The following is an 18,550-nucleotide window of genomic DNA, read 5'->3' as shown; positions in this document are numbered from 1 at the left end:
GCGACACAGGCAGGAGGCACCACATGTGCGGCATCACCGGCTGGATCTCCTTCGACCGCGATCTGCGGGGCGAGCGGGCCACGTTGGACGCGATGACGGAGACGATGGCCTGCCGCGGTCCCGACGACCGCGGCATCTGGACGGAAGGGCCCGCCGCACTCGGTCATCGCCGACTGGCCATCATCGACCTGCCGGGCGGGCGTCAGCCCATGACGGCCGTCACCGAGCAGGGCACGGTGGCCCTGGTCTACTCCGGCGAGACCTACAACTTCACCGAGCTGCGCCGTGAACTCGCCGCGCGCGGACACCACTTCACCACCGCCTCCGACACCGAGGTCGTGCTGCGCGGCTACCTGGAGTGGGGCGAGGGCGTCGCCGAGCGGCTCAACGGCATGTACGCCTTCGCCCTCTGGGACGGGCGCCGCGACAAGCTCGTCATGGTCCGCGACCGTATGGGCATCAAGCCGTTCTACTACTACCCGACCCCCGACGGCGTCCTGTTCGGTTCCGAGCCCAAGGCGGTCCTCGCCAACCCGCTCGCCCGCCGCCGAGTGTCGCTCGACGGACTGCGCGAGGTCTTCGCCCTGGTCAAGACGCCAGGTCACGCAGTATGGGACGGCATGCACGAGGTCGAGCCCGGCACCGTCGTGACCGTCGACCGGAGCGGCCTGCGCCGGCATGTCTACTGGGCCCTGGAGACCCGGGAGCACACCGACGACCGCGCCACCACGATCGCCCGGGTGCGCGAACTCCTCGACGACATCGTGCGCCGCCAGCTCGTCTCCGACGTGCCCCGCTGCACCCTGCTCTCCGGCGGCCTCGACTCCTCCGCCATGACAGCGCTCGCCGCCCGGCAGCTGGCCGAGAGCGATGAGACGGTACGCAGCTTCGCCGTCGACTTCGTCGGGCAGGCCGATCACTTCGTCGCCGACGAACTGCGCGGCACCCCCGACACCCCCTACGTGCACGACGTCGCCCGCGCGGCCCGCACCGACCACCGCGACATCGTCCTCGACTCGCACACCCTCGCCGACCCCGAAGTGCGGGCCCACATGATCCGCGCCCGCGATCTCCCGCTCGGCTTCGGCGATATGGACAGCTCGCTGTACCTGCTGTTCAGGGCCATCCGCGAACACTCCACCGTGGCGCTCTCCGGTGAGTCCGCCGACGAGGTCTTCGGCGGCTATCTGCAGTTCTTCGACGAGCGCGCCCGGCGCGGCGAGACCTTCCCCTGGCTGGTGCGCTACGCCGAGCACTTCGGGGACGACGCCGGTGTGCTGCGGCCCGAGCTCGACACGGCCCTCGACCTGCCCGCGTACGTCCGCGACAGCCACGCCGACGCCGTCGCGGCCGTCCAACGCCTCGACGGCGAGAGCGACTTCGAGTACCGCATGCGGCAGATCTGCCACCAGCACCTGACCCGGTTCGTACGCGTCCTGCTCGACCGCAAGGACCGCGCGAGCATGGCCGTCGGCCTCGAAGTGCGGGTGCCGTTCTGCGACCACCGGCTCGTCGAGTACGTCTACAACACGCCCTGGGCGCTGAAGAGCTTCGACGGCCGGGAGAAGTCCCTGCTGCGCGAGGCCTCCGCCGATCTGCTGCCGCAGTCCGTGTACGACCGCGTCAAGAGCCCCTACCCGTCCACCCAGGACCCCAAGTACGCGGCCACGCTGCAGGAACACGTGAAGGACATCCTCGCCGCCCCCGGTCACCCGGTCTTCGAACTCCTCGACCGCGACCGGGTGCACGCCCTGGCCCACCGCGAGACCCCGCAGACGACCCAGGCCGCCCGGCGCGGCCTCGAGCGCACCCTGGACCTCGCGCTCTGGATGGATCTCTACACGCCCGAACTCGCCCTCGACTGAGCCCAGGTCGGTGCCCCGGCCGGGCTACGGCCGGGGCACCACCATCACATCCGTGCCCCGGCCCCGGATCGTCCGGATCTCCTCCGCGCTCACCCCGTCGTCCACGACGAGCAGATCGAACTCGGTCAGCGGAGCCAGGGCGTAGAGGCCGTCGCGGGTGAACTTCGTATGGTCCGCGAGCAGCACGCTCCGTGTCGCCGCACCCATCATCGCCCGCTTCACCTGCACCGTCTCCGGCGACGTGTGATAGCAGCGGCCCCGCGTCACGGCCGTCGTCGACATGAAGAAGACATCCGCGCGAAAGGCCTCCACGCTGTCCGCCGTATGCAGGCCCAGGAACGCGTCGTACGCCGGGAAGTAGCTGCCGCCGAGGGCGATGAGGGAGACACCGGGCTCCTTGGCCAGGGCCGAGATCGCCGGCAGCGAGTTGGTGATCACCGTCAGCGGGGTGTGCTCGGCGAGCTGCCGGGTCAGATGCAGACACGTCGTGGAGTCGTCCAGGATCACCGTCTGGCCCGGCACGAGCAGGGTCGCCGCGGCCTTCGCGAGCTGCTGCTTCGTCTGCGCCATCGTCGACATCCGCTCGGCCACCGAGCCGTGGAACTGCGCCGATGGCAGCCCCGTCGCCCCGCCGCGCACCTTGCGCAGCCAGCCCTGCGACTGCAGGAAGTCCAGATCCCGGTGGATCGTCATCAGGCTGACGCCGTACTCGGCGGCCAGGTCCGCGGCGCGCACGAAGCCATGCGCGACGACCTGCTCCCTGATGCGCCGCCGGCGCTCCTCCCTGATGTCCGCACGATCCGCGACCGCCATCCCGGAGCCTTTCTGCGAGGCAAAGCCATGTGAAAACTCCGAGTGATGATCTCATGGATTTCACTCGGGCCAGGACCGGTGGGAAAGCATGCTCCCTGCTCAGCGGCATAGGTCCAAAGCCCTTCTCACACGGCTTGAACCGGCGCCTGCGGGAGATGCCCGAAGGCGTTTGACGTGGGAATTAACCCCCGAGTTAGCTCGATTCCGCACCCGCTGCTCGCCGGGTGCGCAGCATCCGCTGCTCTCTCTCGCCGCTGATCGGGGAGCTCAATGACGAACACCCCCGCGCCGCCCGCTACGGGCCGCGCCGGCCGACCGCAATCGCTCATCACACGGCTCGGCATCCCTCAGTCACTTTCGTGGGGCTATCTCGGCCTGCTGATCTTCATGACCGGAGTCGGCATCGAAGCCGGCTACCTCTCGCCGTACCTGGAGAGCCTCGGCATCCCCGCCGCCGACGTCGCGATGGTCTTCACCGTCTACGGCGTCACCGGCGCCGTCGCCGCCTGGTTCGCGGGCGCGCTCTCCGACCTGTTCGGGCCCCGCAAGGTGATGTGGCTCGGGCTCGGGGCCTTCGCCCTGACGCATATCTTCTTCCTCACCGTCGCCATCCCCAGCAAGGCCTATCCGCTGCTGCTGCTCGGCTACGCGCTGCGCGGCATCGCCTTCCCTCTCTTCGCGTACGCCTTCCTCGTCTGGATCGCCGCCGTCGCGCCGCAGCGCCAGATGGGCAGCGCCATGGGCTGGTTCTGGTCCGCGTTCTCCGCCGGTCTGCCCACCCTCGGCTCGCTCACCGCGGGCCTGCTCATCCCGCACATCGGCGAGTACGCCACTCTCTGGGTCGCCCTCGGCGTGGTCGTCGCGGGCGGACTCGTACCGCTGCTGCTGATCCGCGAGCGCACCGGCTCCCGGCGGCTCGCGCCCGTGGGGGAGTCCCCGATGGCCGGGCTCGTCGGCAGCCTCACGATCCTCTACCGCAACCCGCGCGTCGGCGCCGGTGCCATGGTGCGGATGTTCAACACCGCCTCGCAGTTCGGCTTCCTGGTGATGCTCCCGGCCTGGTTCATCAACGAGGTGGGCCTGAGCAAGGAGCAGTGGCTGATGCTCCTGAGCATCATGTTCGCCACCAACATCGGCACCAACCTGCTCTTCGGGATCGTCGGCGACAAGGTCGGCTGGCGCACCACCGTCGCCTGGTTCGGCGGCGTCGGCTGCACCATCTCCACCCTCGTGCTCTACTACGTGCCCTCAGCGGTCGGCGACCAGTACGCCATCGCCCTGATCGTCGCCGTCTTCTACGGCGCGAGCCTCTCCGGCTACGTTCCGCTCTCCGCCCTGATGACCGCCATCGCCCCCGAGCACAAGGGCCAGGCCATGGCCGCCCTCAACCTGGGCGCCGGCGCCTCCACCTTCCTCGGGCCGCTGGTCGTCAGCCTCTTCCTCGGGCCGCTCGGGGTAGGAGGAGTGGTGTGGATCTTCGCCGCCTTCCATGCGGTCAGCGCCCTGCTGACGCTGCTCCTGAAGACCACCGGCCCCGCCGCCGAGGCGACGGAGCCGATCGACCTGCCACAGCCCGCCGCCGGAGACGAGCCCCCGCTCGCCGCCGCCGGCCATGCCCCGAAGGGACTGTGACCGCCATGTCGGTACTCGCCATCGACGTCGGAACCACGATGATCAAGTCGGTCGTCTTCGACGACCAGGGCCAGGAGCTCGCCGTCGCCCGGCTCGGCACCGAGGTCCACCGCCGCCACCCCGGCTGGGCCGAGCAGGACATGGACACCGTGTGGAACGCCGTCGTCTACACCGTCCGTACCGCCCTCGCCGAGATCGACGACCCGGTCTGGCTGGTGACGTTCACCGCGCAGGGCGACGGCGCCTGGCTGGTGGACGCCGCGGGCCGCCCCACGGGCCCCGCCATCCTGTGGTCGGACGGCCGCGCCGGTGATGTCCTCTCCCGCTGGGAGCGCGAGGGCGTCCTGGAGGAGGCCTTCCGCCGCAACGGCTCGCTCACCTGCAGCGGAATGCCGAACGCGATCTTCAGCTGGCTCGGCTCGCACGACCCGCAGCGCCTCGCCCGCTCGGCCGCCTCGCTGACCGCCGCCGGCTGGCTGTTCCTCAACCTGACCGGCGAGGTCGCCATGGACGAGTCCGACGCCTCGGCGCCGTTCCTCGACCACGAGAGCGGCGACTACGACCCGCGGATCATCGACCTGTTCGGCCTGACCGCCTATGCCCGGCTCCTGCCCAAGGTCCTCGGCGAGGAGCAGCGCATCGCCGAGATCACCAACGAGGCGGCCGGCCAACTGGGCCTGCCCGCCGGGCTGCCCGTGGTCATGGCCCCGTACGACATCGCCTCCACCGCCCGCGGTGTCGGCGTGGTCAACCCGGGCCAGGCCTGCTCCATCCTCGGCACCACCCTGTGCACGGAGATCGTCCGCAAGGACGTCGACACCAGCGGCGAGCCCTCCGGCATCAACATCGCCTACCGCGGCCGCGAGCGCGTCCTGCGCGCCTTCCCCACCCTCAACGGCGCCGAAGTCCTCGGCTGGGCCGCGCGGATGCTGCGCCTCGAAGGGCCGCCCGAGCTCTCGGAGCTGGCGTTCACCGTCGATCCCCGCTCCAACGGGCTGATGTTCCTGCCCTATCTGTCGCCGGCGGGGGAGCGGGCGCCGTTCCTCGACCCGCGCGCCCGCGGTGCCTTCTGGGGGCTCTCCCTCGAACACTCGCGCGCCGATATCGCCCGCTCCGTCTTCGACGGGCTCTCCCTGGTCCTGCGCGACTCCCTGGAGGCCTCCCGTACGACGGTCACGGAGCTGCGCCTGTGCGGCGGCGGCGCCAACAGCGACGACTGGTGCCAGCTCATCGCCGACGCCACCGGCGTGCCCACCGCCCGCTCGGGCGACACCGAACTCGGCGCCAAGGGCGCGTTCCTGACCGGCCTGGTGCTCAGCGGCGCCGAGTCCAGCATGCACAGCGCGGCCGCCAAGTACGTGCGGATGCGCTCCACTTGGGAGCCCGATCCGGTCCGCTCCGCGTTCTACGCCGAGCAGTACACGGCGTTCCTGAAGTGGCGCACCCTCGCCCGTGACGCCGGCTGGTCCGCCCCCACCGGCACGGCCACCATCCCCGGCCCCCGTACCGCCCGTGACGCCGACGTTCCGCAACTCGGAGACTTCCATGACTGACCGACTGCCCGCCGATGCCACCCAACGTGCCGATGCCGCAGGCGAGTTGCCCGCCGACGCCGTCTGGCTCGGCCTCGACCTCGGCACCCAGAGCGCCCGCTGTGTCGCCGTGGACGCCGCCGGCACGGTCCTCGCCGCCGCGTCCCGGCCGCTGACCAGCCACCGCGAGGGCAAGCGCCACGAACAGGACCCCGAGCAGTGGTGGAGCGCGCTCGCCGAGGCCTGCCGCGAGGCGCTCGCCGGGATCGCCCCCGAGCGGATCCGGGGCCTGGCCATCGACGGCACCTCCGGCACCATCCTGCTCGCCGACGCCTCGGGCCGCCCCCTCACCCCCGGCCTGATGTACGACGACGGGCGCGCCGCCACCCAGGCCGAACGCGCCAACGCCGTGGGGGAGTCGGTGTGGCTGGAGCTCGGCTACCGCTCGATGCAGCCCTCCTGGGCCCTGCCCAAGCTGCTGTGGCTGCTCGAGAACGAGCCGGCGGCGAGCGGTGGCGGAGCCGGTGAAGCCGCGGCGGCCGGCACCGGGGGACACGAAGCCGCAGCAGCCGGTACCGGGGTCCGGCTGCTGCACCAGACCGACCTGGTCACCTGGCGGCTCGCCGGGCACCAGGTCGCGGCCGACGCCAGCCACGCCCTGAAGACCGGCTACCACCTGACCGAGGAGCGCTGGCCGGCCGCGGAGTTCGCCGAACTCGGCGTCCCCGAAAGCCTGTTGCCCGAGGTCGTACGGCCCGGCACCGTCATCGGCGCCGTGTGCGCACAGGCCGCCGCCGCCACCGGCATCCCCGAGGGCACCGCCATCGTCGCCGGAATGACGGACGGCTGCGCCGCGCAGATCGGCGCGGGCGCCCTCACCCCGGGCGCCTGGAACTCCGTACTCGGCACCACCCTGGTGTTCAAGGGCATGAGCCCGCACCTCGTACGCGACCCCGCAGGCGTCGTCTACTGCCACCGCGGCCCCGGCGACAGCTGGCTGCCGGGCGGCGCCTCCAGCAGCGGCGCGGGTGTGATCTCCCGTGAGTTCGCGGGCGCCGATCTGGCCGAACTCACACTCCGGGCAAGCGAGTCGGAGTCCACCGCGGTCGCCTACCCGCTGGTGTCCACCGGCGGTGAACGCTTCCCGTTCCGCGCCCCCGGCGCCGAGCCGTTCATGCTCGGCGAGGCCCCGGACGAGGCCGCGCGCTTCCACGCGTACCTCCTCGGCGTCGCCTGCGTCGAACGGCTCTGCTTCGACTATCTCGACCTGCTCGGCGCGCCCGTCGACGGGCCGCTCACCCTCACCGGCGGCGGCGCCGCGAACCGCTACTGGAGCCGCCTGCGCGCCGATGTCATGGGCCGCCCGGTGCTCCTGCCGGAACAGGCCGAGGGCGCCATCGGCATGGCCGTACTCGCCGCCACCTCCAGCGGAGTGTCCGTGCAGGACGCCGCGGCCGCCATGGTCCGGATCCGCGAGGAGATCGCACCGGACCCCGGGCGCACCGCCCACTGGACCCCCGTCTACCTGACCTTCCTCGACGAACTCGTCCGCCGCGGCTGGCTCGACAGCGCCGTTGCCGACCACGCCAAGCAGAGGGCCGCACAGTGACCGACCACGCCAAGCAGAGGGCAGCACAGTGACCGACTTCATCCTGGTACGCCACGGCGAGACCGTCTGGCACGCGGAGAACCGCTACGCGGGGCGCGCCGACGTCGCTCTCACCGAGCGCGGCCTGCGCCAGGCCGACGACCTCGGGGCCTGGGCGCGGGGACAGCGGATCGACGCGGTGATCAGCTCCACGCTGTCCCGCGCCCGCCTCACCGCCGCCCCCGCCGCCCGCGCACTCGGCCTCGAACCGCGCGCGGACGAACGGCTCTGCGAGATCGACTTCGGTGACGGCGAAGGCCTGACCCTGGCCGAGATGGCGCAGCGCTTCCCCAAGCAGCACGCCGCGTTCCTGCGCGACCCGGTCGGTGATCATCTGCCGGGGGGAGAGGACCCGCGGGAGGCCGTCGCACGGGCCCGCGCCTGCCTGGAGGAGACCGCCGCCGAGTTCCCCGGCGGCCGGATCCTGGTCGTCGCGCACAACGCCCTGTTCCGCGTCATGCTCTGCGGCCTCCTCGGTATCGAACTGAGCGAATACCGCCGGGTGTTCCCGGTCCTGGACAACGGCACTCTCACCGAGGTCCGCCTCAGCGCCGGCCAGGCCTCGCTCCTGCGCTTCAACGCACCGCCGTACGCGCCCGTGCCCGCCGCCCACTGACCCATGTACGACCACGCACGTTCCCGTACGCCACGTACCGCACACCCCGAAGGAACCCCCTCATGAGCACCAAGGTTCTGGCCGCAGGCGACCACTTCGTCCTTCCCCGCCTCCTCACCGAAGAGGTGCGGAAGGCCACCGGCGACGCCTGTGACGTCTCCGAGGTCAAGCTGCCCTGGCCGCACACCCCCTTCGGCCCGGTCGCCGAGGTCATCGAGGCCTCCGGCACCGAGGACGAGATCATCGAGGCGCTGCGCGGCGTCGAGGTCTGCGTCACGCAGATGGCCCCGCTCACCGAGCGCGTCCTCGCCAACTGCCCGGACCTGAAGCTGATGTGCATCAGCCGCGGCGGCCCCGTCAACGCCAACCTGGAGGCGGCGACGCGGCACGGCGTCGCCGTCTGCTACGCCCCGGGGCGCAACGCGGTGGCCACCGCCGAGCACACCCTGACCCTGCTGCTCGCCGCCGCGCGCGGCGTCGGCGACACCCACACCGACCTGCGCAAGGGCGTCTGGCGCGGCGACTACTACGACTACGACAACTGCGGCATCGAGATCGACGGCGCCACCGTCGGCCTGATCGGCTACGGCGCCATCGGCTCCCGTGTCGCCAAGGTCCTCAAGGCCATGGGTGCCACCGTCCTGGTCCACGACCCCTACGTGAAGCCCGAGCTGGTCGAGGGCATCGCCGAACTGGTCTCCCTGGACGAGCTGTTGACCCGCTCCCGGATCGTCTCGCTGCACGCGCGCGTGACCGAGGAGACCAAGGGCATGATCGGCGCCGCGCAGCTCGCGAAGATGCCGCGCGGCTCCGTCCTCGTCAACTGCGCCCGTGGCGCCCTGCTCGACTACGACGCCGTGTGCGACGCCCTCGGCTCGGGGCAGCTGTCCGGCGCCGGGTTCGATGTGTTCGACGAGGAGCCCGTCCCGGCGGGGTCCCGTCTCCTGACGACCCCCGGCATCGTGATGACCCCGCACATCGCGGGCGGCAGCCAGGAGGTCGCCCACAAGGCGGCCCGCATCGTCGCCGGCGAGGTCGGCCGCTACCTGCGCGGCGAGCCCCTCGCACACTGTGCCAACCCCGAGGTCTTCCAGGCCGCGGAAGCCGCCACCCAGGCCTGAGCGCCGTACCCCCCACGCAAGAATTCAGGAGCAAGACCATGGACCAGTCGACCCGCTACGCACGCCTCGACCTCAACGAAGACGACCTCATCAAGGGCGGCCGCCACGTGCTGTGCGCCTACACGATGAAGCCCAAGGCGGGCTACGGCGACTACCTCTCCACCGCCGCCCACTTCGCCGCCGAGTCCTCGACCGGCACCAACGTCGAGGTGTGCACCACCGACGACTTCACCAAGGGGGTCGACGCCCTGGTCTACGAGGTCGACGAGGCCCGCGAGCTCATGAAGATCGCGTACCCGATCGAGCTCTTCGACCGCAACATCATCGACGGCCGCGCGATGCTCGCCTCGTTCCTCACCCTGACCATCGGCAACAACCAGGGCATGGGCGACGTCGAGTACGCCAAGATGCACGACTTCTACGTGCCGCCGGCCTACCTGCGGCTGTTCGACGGCCCGGCCATGAACATCCAGGACATGTGGCGCGTCCTCGGCCGCCCGGTCGTCGACGGCGGCATGGTGGTCGGCACCATCATCAAGCCGAAGCTCGGCCTGCGCCCGCAGCCGTTCGCGGACGCCTGCCACCAGTTCTGGCTCGGCGGCGACTTCATCAAGAACGACGAGCCCCAGGGCAACCAGGTCTTCGCCCCGCTCAAGGACACGATGAAGGCCGTGGCCGACGCCATGCGCCGCGCCCAGGACGAGACCGGCGAGGCCAAGCTGTTCTCCGCCAACATCACCGCGGACGACCCGGCCGAGATGATCGCCCGCGCCGAGTTCATCCTGGAGACCTTCGCCGAGAACGCCTCCCACGTGGCCTTCCTGGTCGACGGGTACGTGGCGGGCCCGACCTCCGTCACCACCGCACGGCGCAACTTCCCCAACCAGTTCCTGCACTTCCACCGCGCGGGCCACGGCGCCGTCACCAGCCCCCAGTCGCAGCGCGGCTACACGTCCTTCGTGCACTGCAAGATGACCCGCCTCCAGGGCGCGTCCGGCATGCACACCGGCACCATGGGCTACGGCAAGATGGAGGGCGACGCCGCGGACAAGAACATCGCCTTCATGCTGGAGCAGGACACGGCCGAAGGCCCCTTCTACCGCCAGGAGTGGCTGGGCATGAAGTCCACCACGCCGATCATCTCCGGCGGTATGAACGCCCTGCGCCTGCCCGGCTTCTTCGACAACCTCGGCCACTCCAACGTCATCCAGACGTCCGGCGGCGGCGCCTTCGGCCACAAGGACGGCGGCACCGCGGGCGCCAAGTCCCTGCGCCAGGCCCAGGACGCCTGGCAGCAGGGCATCAAGCTGGTGGAGTACGCCAAGGACCACCCGGAGCTGAAGGGCGCCTTCGAGTCCTTCACCGCCGACGCGGACAAGCTCTACCCGGGCTGGCGCGACGAGCTCGGCGTGGCGTAGGCGCTCCGCGGTACGTCCGGTATGCACCTGCGGGTGCGTCGTTGCTGGTCGCGCAGTTCCCCGCGCCCCTCAGGGGCGTACCGAACCGCACCGGACTTCCCTCCGAGCCGCTCGGTCGACCGCGCCAACTCCCGGCAGGACACTGCCGCTTGGGCCGGGCGTGGCCTCATACTCCATGAGGTCACGCCCGGCCCTTCGCTCAAGGGAGGCACGCACCATGGCCCTCATCACCCGCCGCAGAGCCGTCACGACCCTCGCCGCCGCGGCCGCGGGCACCGTCGCGGTCCCGGCGTACGCCCAGGCCGCCGGGCGCCACCCACGCCCCCTGCGCCGTGCCCACGCGCACAACGACTATCTGCACTCCAGGCCCCTCCTCGACGCGCTCGACCACCGCTTCACCAGCGTCGAGGCGGATGTCTTCCTGGTCGACGGCGAGCTCCTCGTCGCGCACGAGCCCGGCCAGCTCGACCCCACCCGCACCCTGGAGTCGCTCTACCTCGACCCGCTGCTCGCCCGTATCCGCGCCAACCACGGTTCGGTGTACCGGGGTTACCGCAGACCGCTCCAGCTCCTCATCGACCTCAAGACCGAGGGCGCGGCCACCTATCTCGAACTCCACCGCAGGCTGCGCCGCTACCGCCGTATCCTCACGGCGTACGAGCACGGCAAGGTGCGCCGCGGACCGGTCACCGCGGTGATCTCCGGGGACCGCGCGGCCCGCGCCCCGATGGAGGCACAGCGCCTCCGGTACGCCTTCTACGACGGTCGTCTCGCCGATCTCGGCGGCCCCGCCCCGGCCTCCTTCATGCCGCTGATCAGCGACAACTGGGGCGTCCACTTCAGCTGGCAGGGCGTCGGCCCGATGCCCGATGCCGAGCGGGCCAAGCTGCACACCATCGTCGGAACGGCACACGCGCGCGGGCAGCGGGTCCGGTTCTGGGCCACTCCCGATCTGCCGGGACAGGCGCGCGGCGCGGTGTGGGCCGAACTGATCGCCGCCGACGCCGATCACCTCAACACCGACGACCTGCGGGCCCTCGAAGCGTTTCTGGAGGCGTACGACCGGCCCTGAGCGGCGGCCGCGCGCGGCATCGTGACGGGCAGTCAACACACGTTCGGGGGAATGTCACTCACCTGGTCGGCCCCTCCGCTCCGCCACACTGGCCGCCGTGAGCCACGGTGTTGACGTGGCGGAGGAGGTTGCCACGATGGCCGTTTCGATTTCCGTTGTCCTGCTGCTGCTCATCCTCGCGGTGGTCTTCCTGCGCAACGGTGCCCTGAAGATCTCGCACGCCGTGGTCTGCGTCCTGCTCGGCTTCTACCTGGCGAGCACGAGCATGGCGCCGACCATCCAGAACGGACTGTCGGCGACGGCCAACATCGTCAGCAACCTGAATCCGTAAGCCGCGTCAAGCCGCGTCTCGCACCGGCGCGAAGTCAGCCGAGCGAGAACACCCCGATCCCGTTCGGCACCGGCCGCTCGATGCCGCCGCTCGGATGGTTGCGTACCGTCACGGCCTCCGCCCCCGGATCCCGTGACACCAGCGTCGACGACCCGCCGCCGTCCAGGCTGAACGCGTCCACCGCGCCCAAGTCCCGCATGGTGGCGGCGACTTCGGCGATGGTCAGGCCGGTGCGGAACTCGGGGGAGCCGTCCAGGGCGAGCAGATACAGGCGGTGCCCGGCGTCGGAGAGGCCGGCCGCCGTGCGGACCGCCGAGGTGAGCGGGTCGAGGCCGTCGAGGGGGCGGCCGTCGCGCAGCACCGGGTAGCCGCCCACCGCGAAGCCGTACGGAATCAGCGAGCCGGCCGCGACGAGACGGTGCCGGACCAGGACCCGCTCGCCGGCCGACAGCTTCCGCAGCTCCTGCGCCCCCGCCTCCCGGCCGACCAGGACCGTCTCGTCCGGTCCGATGGGCCCGGCGCCCGGGACGTCGGCCGCCGCTGTGACCCGTCCGCCGCGCACCCGCACCTCATAGGTGTCCGTGCTGCAGGGCGCCGCGCGGTCGGTGTCCGTGCCGCACGTGGCGCGCAGCCGGGAGACGGTGCCCCAGTCCGAGGTGAAGGCGCCGACCGAATTCACCGGCAGGGCGTACTGGTTGAGGCCGCCGAGCGGCAGCCGGCCCTGCTCGGTGCGCACCGAACCGTGCAGCGCGAGACGGTCGAGACGGGCGCGCCGGTCGACGCCCACACCGAAGACGTCCCGGGTGTTGGTGCCGGGCGGCAGCGCCGGACCGAAGCGCTGCCCGTCCGGCACGGCGGCCTTGAGGTGACGGCCACCGGCGACGGCCGGGCCGACGGGGGCGCCGGTCGCCTCGACACCCGGGTGCTGCAGTTCGTTGATGTTGAAGAAGTCGCCGTTCACGGCGGCCACCGCGCCGCGCGCGTCCGCGAGCCCCGACACGGTGTGGCGGGCGCCGACCGCCCCCGGATACAGCAGATCGAGCCGGACCCGTGGATCGCGCAGATCCACCGTCACCAGATGTGCCCGCGCCGGCCCGTGCGAGGCCGCCAGATCGATCACCCGGTACTCGACACCGGCCGCGACCCGCACCGCGGACGACGACGCCCCGGCCGGTGCGGCCCCGACGAGGCCCGCGCCGGCCAGGGCGCTCCAGGCGATCAGTACGGTGAGGGCGGCTCTGCACCGCCGGAAGGTGCGGGATCTCCTGGTGTATCCGTCATGTCCGTTACGCAGGTGTTCTGTACGCAGCGTCACAGGCCCCCCTGATGTCTCCCCAACTGTCCCAGGACGCAGGGGAGTTCACCAGAGTCCGGAACCGGACGGGCGACTAGCCGCCGACGATCCGCGAACGGATGAGGAAACGCACTCCTTCCGGTGCCTCAAGAGAGAAGCCGCCGCCTCGGCCCGCCACCACGTCGACGATGAGGCGGGTGTGGCTCCACACCTCGTACTGGCTCTTCGACATCCAGAACCCGACGGGTTCCGCGACGCCCTCGACCGTCAGCGACTCGAGCAGCACATCGGAGCCCCCGGTACGGAACTCGCCCTCCGGGTAGCACATCGGCGAGCTGCCGTCACAGCAGCCGCCGGACTGGTGGAACATCAGCGGGCCGTGCGCCTCGCGCAGCCGCCGCAGCAGGTCGGCGGCCGCGGGGGTCAGTTCCACGCGCGCCTCGTCGGCCGGTTTCATGGGTCGCCCCTCTCTGCACGTGCGCCCAGTCAAGCGCCCGCCACGTTGCAACGCGGTTGCACTGCCCACCGCCGTCGGGGCACTTGAAGGACGGGGCCCGTGCTGCCAGCGTGCTGAGCAGAGGGCCCCGGCCCGGGGCCGAAGCTCAGGGAGGCCTCGCATGAGCCATGTCGAGTCCCGTGACGGCACCACGATCGCTTACGAACGCACAGGCGATGGGCCCGCCGTCGTCCTGGTCGGCGGCGGCCTCGACGACGGCGCCGAGAACGCACCGCTCGCCGCGGAACTTTCGGGCCGCTTCACCGTGTACAACTACGCGCGCCGCGGCCGCGCGGGCAGCGGGGACACCCCGCCCTATGCCCTGGAGCGTGAGACGGAGGACCTCGCGGCGCTGATCGGTGCGGCCGGCGGTACGGCGCATGTGTACGGGGTGTCGACCGGCGGTGCGCTCGTCCTCGAAGCCGCCGCCGCGGGGGTCACGGGAATGGACCGGATCGGCGTGTACGAAGTGCCCTACAGCCTGGCCGAGCAGTGGCCGCGCCAGTGGCGGGAGTATGTCGCCGCGGTGCGCGGTCTGCTCGCCGACGGGCGTCGCGACGACGCGCTCGTCTGCTTCATGCGCCTGGCCGGTTCGCCCGAGGAGGAGATCGAGGCGGCCCGGAACTCTCCGTACTGGCCGGGCATGGTGGCCCTCGCCCACACCCTCGCCTACGACGCGGCCTGCCTCGGTGACGGCCGGCCGCCCCGGGACCGGCTCGCGGTGATCACCAGGCCGGCCCTGGTGATCACCGGCGGCGTCCACCCGCCGGGGTCCCCGGACTGGATGCTCGCCCTCGCCGGTGCCGCCGACGCGATCGCGGAATGTGTGCCGCACGCGCGCCGCGTGCGCCTGGAGGGCCAGACCCACGTGGCCGACCCGAAGGTGATCGCCCCGCTCCTCACGGAGTTCTTCACGGCTTGAAGGAGCACACGGGCACCGATGGAAGGAGCTGAACAGCGGGCGGTTAGCATATGAGCACCGCCTAGCTCGAAAGATAAATCTGTGACTGTCAACGAAGACTCGTTCACCAACTGGAAGAACCGCGAAGAGATCGCGGAGTCGATGATCCCGCTCATCGGGAAGCTGCACAGGGAGCGGGACGTCACGGTCCTGCTGCACAGCCGTTCCTTGGTGAACAAGTCTGTGGTGAGCATTCTCAAGACCCACCGGTTCGCGCGGCAGATAGCCGGTGCGGAGCTCTCGGTCACCGAGACGCTGCCGTTCCTGCAGGCGCTGACCGACCTCGACCTCGGCCCCTCGCAGATCGACATCGGCATGCTCGCCGCGACGTACAAGAGCGACGACCGCGGCCTGTCGGTGGCGGAGTTCACCGCCGAGGCCGTGGCCGGCGCCACGGGCGCCAACAAGATCGAGTGCCGTGAGGGCCGCGACGTCGTCCTCTACGGCTTCGGCCGCATCGGCCGCCTCGTCGCCCGGCTGCTCATCGAGAAGGCCGGCTCCGGCAACGGCCTTCGCCTGCGTGCCGTCGTCGTCCGCCGCGGCGGCGAGCAGGACATCGTCAAGCGCGCCTCGCTGCTGCGCCGTGACTCCATCCACGGCCAGTTCCAGGGCACGATCACCGTCGACGAGGCGAACAGCACGATCACCGCCAATGGCAACGAGATCAAGGTGATCTACGCGGGCGACCCCTCCGAGGTCGACTACACGGCGTACGGCATCAAGGACGCCATCCTCATCGACAACACCGGCAAGTGGCGCGACCGCGAGGGCCTCTCCAAGCACCTGCGCCCCGGGATCGACAAGGTCGTCCTGACCGCCCCGGGCAAGGGCGACGTCCCGAACATCGTGCACGGCGTCAACCACGACATGATCAAGCCGGACGAGCGGATCCTGTCCTGCGCGTCCTGCACCACCAACGCGATCGTGCCGCCGCTGAAGGCGATGGCGGACGAGTACGGCGTCGAGCGCGGTCATGTGGAGACCGTTCACTCGTTCACGAATGACCAGAACCTTCTGGACAATTACCACAAGGCGGACCGGCGCGGCCGTTCGGCGCCGCTCAACATGGTCATCACGGAGACCGGGGCCGCCTCCGCCGTCGCCAAGGCGCTGCCCGACCTCAAGGCGCCGATCACCGGCAGTTCGATCCGTGTCCCCGTGCCGGATGTCTCCATCGCGATCCTCAGCCTGCGGCTCGGCCGCGAGACCACCCGCGACGAGGTCCTCGACTACCTCCGCGATGTGTCGCTGACCTCGCCGCTCAAGCGCCAGATCGACTTCACGAGCGCCCCCGACGCGGTCTCGAACGACTTCATCGGCTCGCGCCACGCCTCGATCATCGACGCCGGCGCCACCAAGGTCGACGGCGACAACGCGATCCTCTACCTCTGGTACGACAACGAGTTCGGCTACTCGTGCCAGGTCATCCGTGTCGTCCAGCACGTGTCCGGTGTCGAGTACCCGACATACCCGGCCCCGGTGGCCTGAGCGGGAATCTGAACCGGTGGGCCAAAGGGTCCGGCCGAGCGGGAATGCCCCTCGGCCGGACCCTCTCGGCTACGCGGCCGACCGGGAAGCGTGCGCCGTCGGCACGGAGTCCCGCAGTTCGGCGCGGAAAGCCACGACCGCCGCCTGGGCGCCTTTGAGGCCGAGCCGGCCGAAGTCCCCCTCGAGCTCGGCGAGTTCGGCCAGCGTCTCCCGGTGGCCGCGGCCAAGCTGGGCCCGTGACTTCGTGAGGCCGAGCCGCGCGAGCGCCGCGCCCCGCGCCTCGCTCATCTCGCGGAACTCCTCCAGCGCGATGCCGTACGTGACGCGGGCGGCCTCGTACCACCCGACCCGGTAGAGGATGTTGCCGCGCATCTTGTGGTTGTAGGCGAGCGCGCCGGCCAGGTCCATGCCGCGGCAGATGACCTCGGCCTCGGTGAGCAGGGCGAGCGCCCGGTCGGGTTCGCCGCGCATCGACACGACATCGGCCACCCCGCGCAGGGACCAGGCGCGGCCGCGGGCGTCATCCGCTGCGGTGGCGATGCGGACGGACTCCTCGAAGAGGTCGAGGGCCTTGGCGTAGTCACCGGTGTTGCGGTGCATCTGCGCGATGCCGGACATCGCCCACACCATGTGCCGGGCCTCGCCGTGCGCCCTACCCCGCTCCAGGAGTTCCTCGTGCAGCTCGGCGACCGCGGCGTAGTCGCCCTGAATGCGGCCGGTCTCGGCGAGCCCCGCGAGGGAGTAGCCGTGGGCGAGCCGGTCACCGCTGTCCGCGGCGAGCGTCACGGCCCAGGACAACAGGCGCCGGGCCAGGGCGATTTCACCGCACTGCCGGGCCAGGGTGCCGCCGCTCCACAGCGCCCAGGCCATGGCGCCCGCGTCCCCCGCGGAGCGTGCGCTGCGATAGCTCTCGTGCCAGGCGGCCCGCGCCTGCTCGACCCGGCCGAGCCGCCGGCCTGCCTCGGCCACCGCCAGGGCGGCGCGGGCTCTGTCCGTGTCGGTGGCCGCGTCGGCCAAGGCGCGGCCCGCCGTCGAAAGGACGTCCTCGTACGAGGAGTTCACACCGAGCGCCGCGCTCAGCTCGCCTTGGTACTCGGGCGCGAATGCCTTGCCGTACATCAGCCCATGGCCTCTCGCTCAACTTCGTGGTCCCGGCCGTCCCGGCCGTTCCGATCAAGAAGTTACGAGGTGAGAGGGGTGCGCCGAATCCGTCCGCGTATGGGTTGTGCCGTACGACTGGAGTGCTACGCAGGGGAGGCGGGGTCATCACCGGGGCGTACGGGACGCTCCCGGCCGCGGCGCCGTCCCGCGGGCAGGGGGACCGGCTCCGGGCCGGGGACGACGGTGTTGGTGAGCGTGCCGATGCCTTCGACGGTGAGGGTGACGGTGTCACCGGGCTTCAGCGGCGGCGGGGTCCGTTCGCCGCGCCGCCCCCACAGTTCGGCGAGGCAGCCGCCGTTGCCGCAGGTGCCGGAGCCGAGGACGTCGCCCGGCAGGACACGGGTGCCCCGGGAGGCGTAGGCGGTCATCTCCTCGAAGGTCCAGCTCATGTTGGAGAGCAGGTCCTCGCCGACTCTCTGTCCGTTGACCTCGGCGGTCAGCGCGAGGCGCAGCAAGCCCTCGGTGTCGCGGTACGGCTCCAGCTCGTCGGCGGTGACGAGGTACGGGCCGAGGGTGGTGGCGGTGTCCTTGCCCTTGCAGGGGCCGAGGCCGACCTGCATCTCCGCTGACTGCAGATCACGGGCCGACCAGTCGTTGAACACGGTGTAGCCGACGATGTGGTCGCGGGCCTGCTCGGGCGTGAGGTCACGGCCCTCGCGGCCGATGACGGCGCCGACTTCGAGCTCGAAGTCCAGGGCTGCCGAACCGGGCGGCACGGGGACGGGGTCCTGGTGGCCGCTGATCGCGTGCGGGTTGGTGAAGTAGAAGGTCGGCGCCGCGTACCACTGCTCGGGCACCCCGGCGGCGCCGCTCACGGAGCGCCGTACGCCCTCGACGTGCTCCTCGAACGTGACGAAGTCCCTTACGGAGGAGGGCTGGAGGGGCGGCAGCAGCCGCACCTGGGAGACATGGGGACCGGGCGGCGCGTCGAGTGCCGTGGCGCCGGCGTCGAGCAGGTCCCGCAGGCCGCCGCCCGCACGGATCAGCGCGGTGAGCGAGGAGGCACCGGGCACGGGGCGCAGGGTGCCGTCCTGCTCGACGACGGCGACGTGGGTGCGGTCCTGGTGTGCGTAGGAGGCGAAACGCATGAGGGCTGGCTCTC

General features: G+C 71.3%; 16 protein-coding genes. 11 read left to right on the top strand and 5 right to left on the bottom strand.

Annotation, left to right across the window (positions count from 1 at the left end):
- Positions 1-23 precede the first annotated feature (23 nt).
- Positions 24-1,865 carry an asparagine synthase (glutamine-hydrolyzing) gene (asnB, locus tag ACFQVC_RS10545; RefSeq protein WP_381829256.1) on the top strand — a complete coding sequence of 614 codons (1,842 nt, stop codon included), beginning with the start codon at positions 24-26 and terminating at the stop codon, positions 1,863-1,865.
- Positions 1,866-1,889: 24 nt separating this feature from the next.
- Here the strand turns inward: asnB and ACFQVC_RS10540 are convergent, their stop codons facing one another.
- A complete protein-coding gene (locus ACFQVC_RS10540; RefSeq protein WP_381829254.1) occupies positions 1,890-2,678 on the bottom strand; it encodes a DeoR/GlpR family DNA-binding transcription regulator in 789 nt (262 codons plus the stop codon).
- A 270-nt stretch (positions 2,679-2,948) separates the two neighbouring features.
- Between ACFQVC_RS10540 and ACFQVC_RS10535 the strand changes: the two genes are divergently transcribed.
- The 8 genes from ACFQVC_RS10535 (at position 2,949) to ACFQVC_RS10500 (ending at position 12,048) form a co-directional block, all read left to right on the top strand.
- Complete coding sequence (locus tag ACFQVC_RS10535; RefSeq protein ID WP_381829252.1) at positions 2,949-4,310, top strand: MFS transporter; 1,362 nt, start codon at positions 2,949-2,951, stop codon at positions 4,308-4,310.
- A 5-nt stretch (positions 4,311-4,315) separates the two neighbouring features.
- On the top strand, positions 4,316-5,863 hold the full coding sequence (locus ACFQVC_RS10530; RefSeq protein WP_381829250.1) for an FGGY family carbohydrate kinase: 1,548 nt from the start codon (positions 4,316-4,318) through the stop codon (positions 5,861-5,863).
- Positions 5,856-7,451, top strand: a complete 1,596-nt coding sequence (locus ACFQVC_RS10525) for an FGGY-family carbohydrate kinase (RefSeq protein WP_381829248.1) — start codon at positions 5,856-5,858, stop codon at positions 7,449-7,451. The genes ACFQVC_RS10530 and ACFQVC_RS10525 overlap by 8 nt, the downstream gene beginning before the upstream one ends.
- 28 nt (positions 7,452-7,479) lie before the next feature.
- Positions 7,480-8,106, top strand: a complete 627-nt coding sequence (locus ACFQVC_RS10520) for a histidine phosphatase family protein (protein ID WP_381829246.1) — start codon at positions 7,480-7,482, stop codon at positions 8,104-8,106.
- A 62-nt stretch (positions 8,107-8,168) separates the two neighbouring features.
- On the top strand, positions 8,169-9,227 hold the full coding sequence (locus ACFQVC_RS10515; protein WP_381829244.1) for a 2-hydroxyacid dehydrogenase: 1,059 nt from the start codon (positions 8,169-8,171) through the stop codon (positions 9,225-9,227).
- A 38-nt stretch (positions 9,228-9,265) separates the two neighbouring features.
- A complete protein-coding gene (locus tag ACFQVC_RS10510; protein ID WP_381829242.1) occupies positions 9,266-10,645 on the top strand; it encodes a ribulose-bisphosphate carboxylase in 1,380 nt (459 codons plus the stop codon).
- A gap of 217 nt (positions 10,646-10,862) precedes the next feature.
- Positions 10,863-11,717 (top strand): phosphatidylinositol-specific phospholipase C/glycerophosphodiester phosphodiesterase family protein, encoded by an 855-nt coding sequence (locus tag ACFQVC_RS10505; protein WP_381829240.1) that lies wholly within the window; start codon positions 10,863-10,865, stop codon positions 11,715-11,717.
- A gap of 136 nt (positions 11,718-11,853) precedes the next feature.
- On the top strand, positions 11,854-12,048 hold the full coding sequence (locus ACFQVC_RS10500; RefSeq protein WP_381829238.1) for a hypothetical protein: 195 nt from the start codon (positions 11,854-11,856) through the stop codon (positions 12,046-12,048).
- A 34-nt stretch (positions 12,049-12,082) separates the two neighbouring features.
- Here the strand turns inward: ACFQVC_RS10500 and ACFQVC_RS10495 are convergent, their stop codons facing one another.
- Together ACFQVC_RS10495 and ACFQVC_RS10490 are read right to left on the bottom strand one after the other, a co-directional pair.
- A complete protein-coding gene (locus ACFQVC_RS10495; protein WP_381829552.1) occupies positions 12,083-13,270 on the bottom strand; it encodes a phosphodiester glycosidase family protein in 1,188 nt (395 codons plus the stop codon).
- Between the two features lie 166 nt (positions 13,271-13,436).
- Positions 13,437-13,799, bottom strand: a complete 363-nt coding sequence (locus ACFQVC_RS10490; protein WP_381829236.1) for a DUF779 domain-containing protein — start codon at positions 13,797-13,799, stop codon at positions 13,437-13,439.
- A gap of 160 nt (positions 13,800-13,959) precedes the next feature.
- On the opposite strand from ACFQVC_RS10490, the gene ACFQVC_RS10485 reads away from it, so the two are divergent.
- Both ACFQVC_RS10485 and ACFQVC_RS10480 read left to right on the top strand, forming a co-directional pair.
- Positions 13,960-14,760 carry an alpha/beta fold hydrolase gene (locus ACFQVC_RS10485; protein ID WP_381829234.1) on the top strand — a complete coding sequence of 267 codons (801 nt, stop codon included), beginning with the start codon at positions 13,960-13,962 and terminating at the stop codon, positions 14,758-14,760.
- 81 nt (positions 14,761-14,841) lie between these two features.
- Complete coding sequence (locus ACFQVC_RS10480; RefSeq protein WP_381829232.1) at positions 14,842-16,287, top strand: glyceraldehyde-3-phosphate dehydrogenase; 1,446 nt, start codon at positions 14,842-14,844, stop codon at positions 16,285-16,287.
- A 69-nt stretch (positions 16,288-16,356) separates the two neighbouring features.
- Here ACFQVC_RS10480 and ACFQVC_RS10475 read toward each other — a convergent pair whose 3' ends face one another.
- The gene (locus ACFQVC_RS10475; protein WP_381829231.1) at positions 16,357-17,406 is read right to left on the bottom strand and encodes a tetratricopeptide repeat protein; all 1,050 of its coding nucleotides are present in this window, start codon (positions 17,404-17,406) and stop codon (positions 16,357-16,359) included.
- Positions 17,407-17,531: 125 nt separating this feature from the next.
- Positions 17,532-18,536: a fumarylacetoacetate hydrolase family protein gene (locus ACFQVC_RS10470; RefSeq protein WP_381829229.1), complete on the bottom strand. Its 1,005-nt coding sequence runs from the start codon at positions 18,534-18,536 to the stop codon at positions 17,532-17,534.
- Positions 18,537-18,550: the final 14 nt, after the last annotated feature.

It is taken from the genome of Streptomyces monticola, from assembly GCF_042665355.1.
Taxonomy (GTDB): domain Bacteria; phylum Actinomycetota; class Actinomycetes; order Streptomycetales; family Streptomycetaceae; genus Streptomyces; species Streptomyces monticola.
This window is presented reverse-complemented; position numbering and strand designations above follow the sequence as displayed.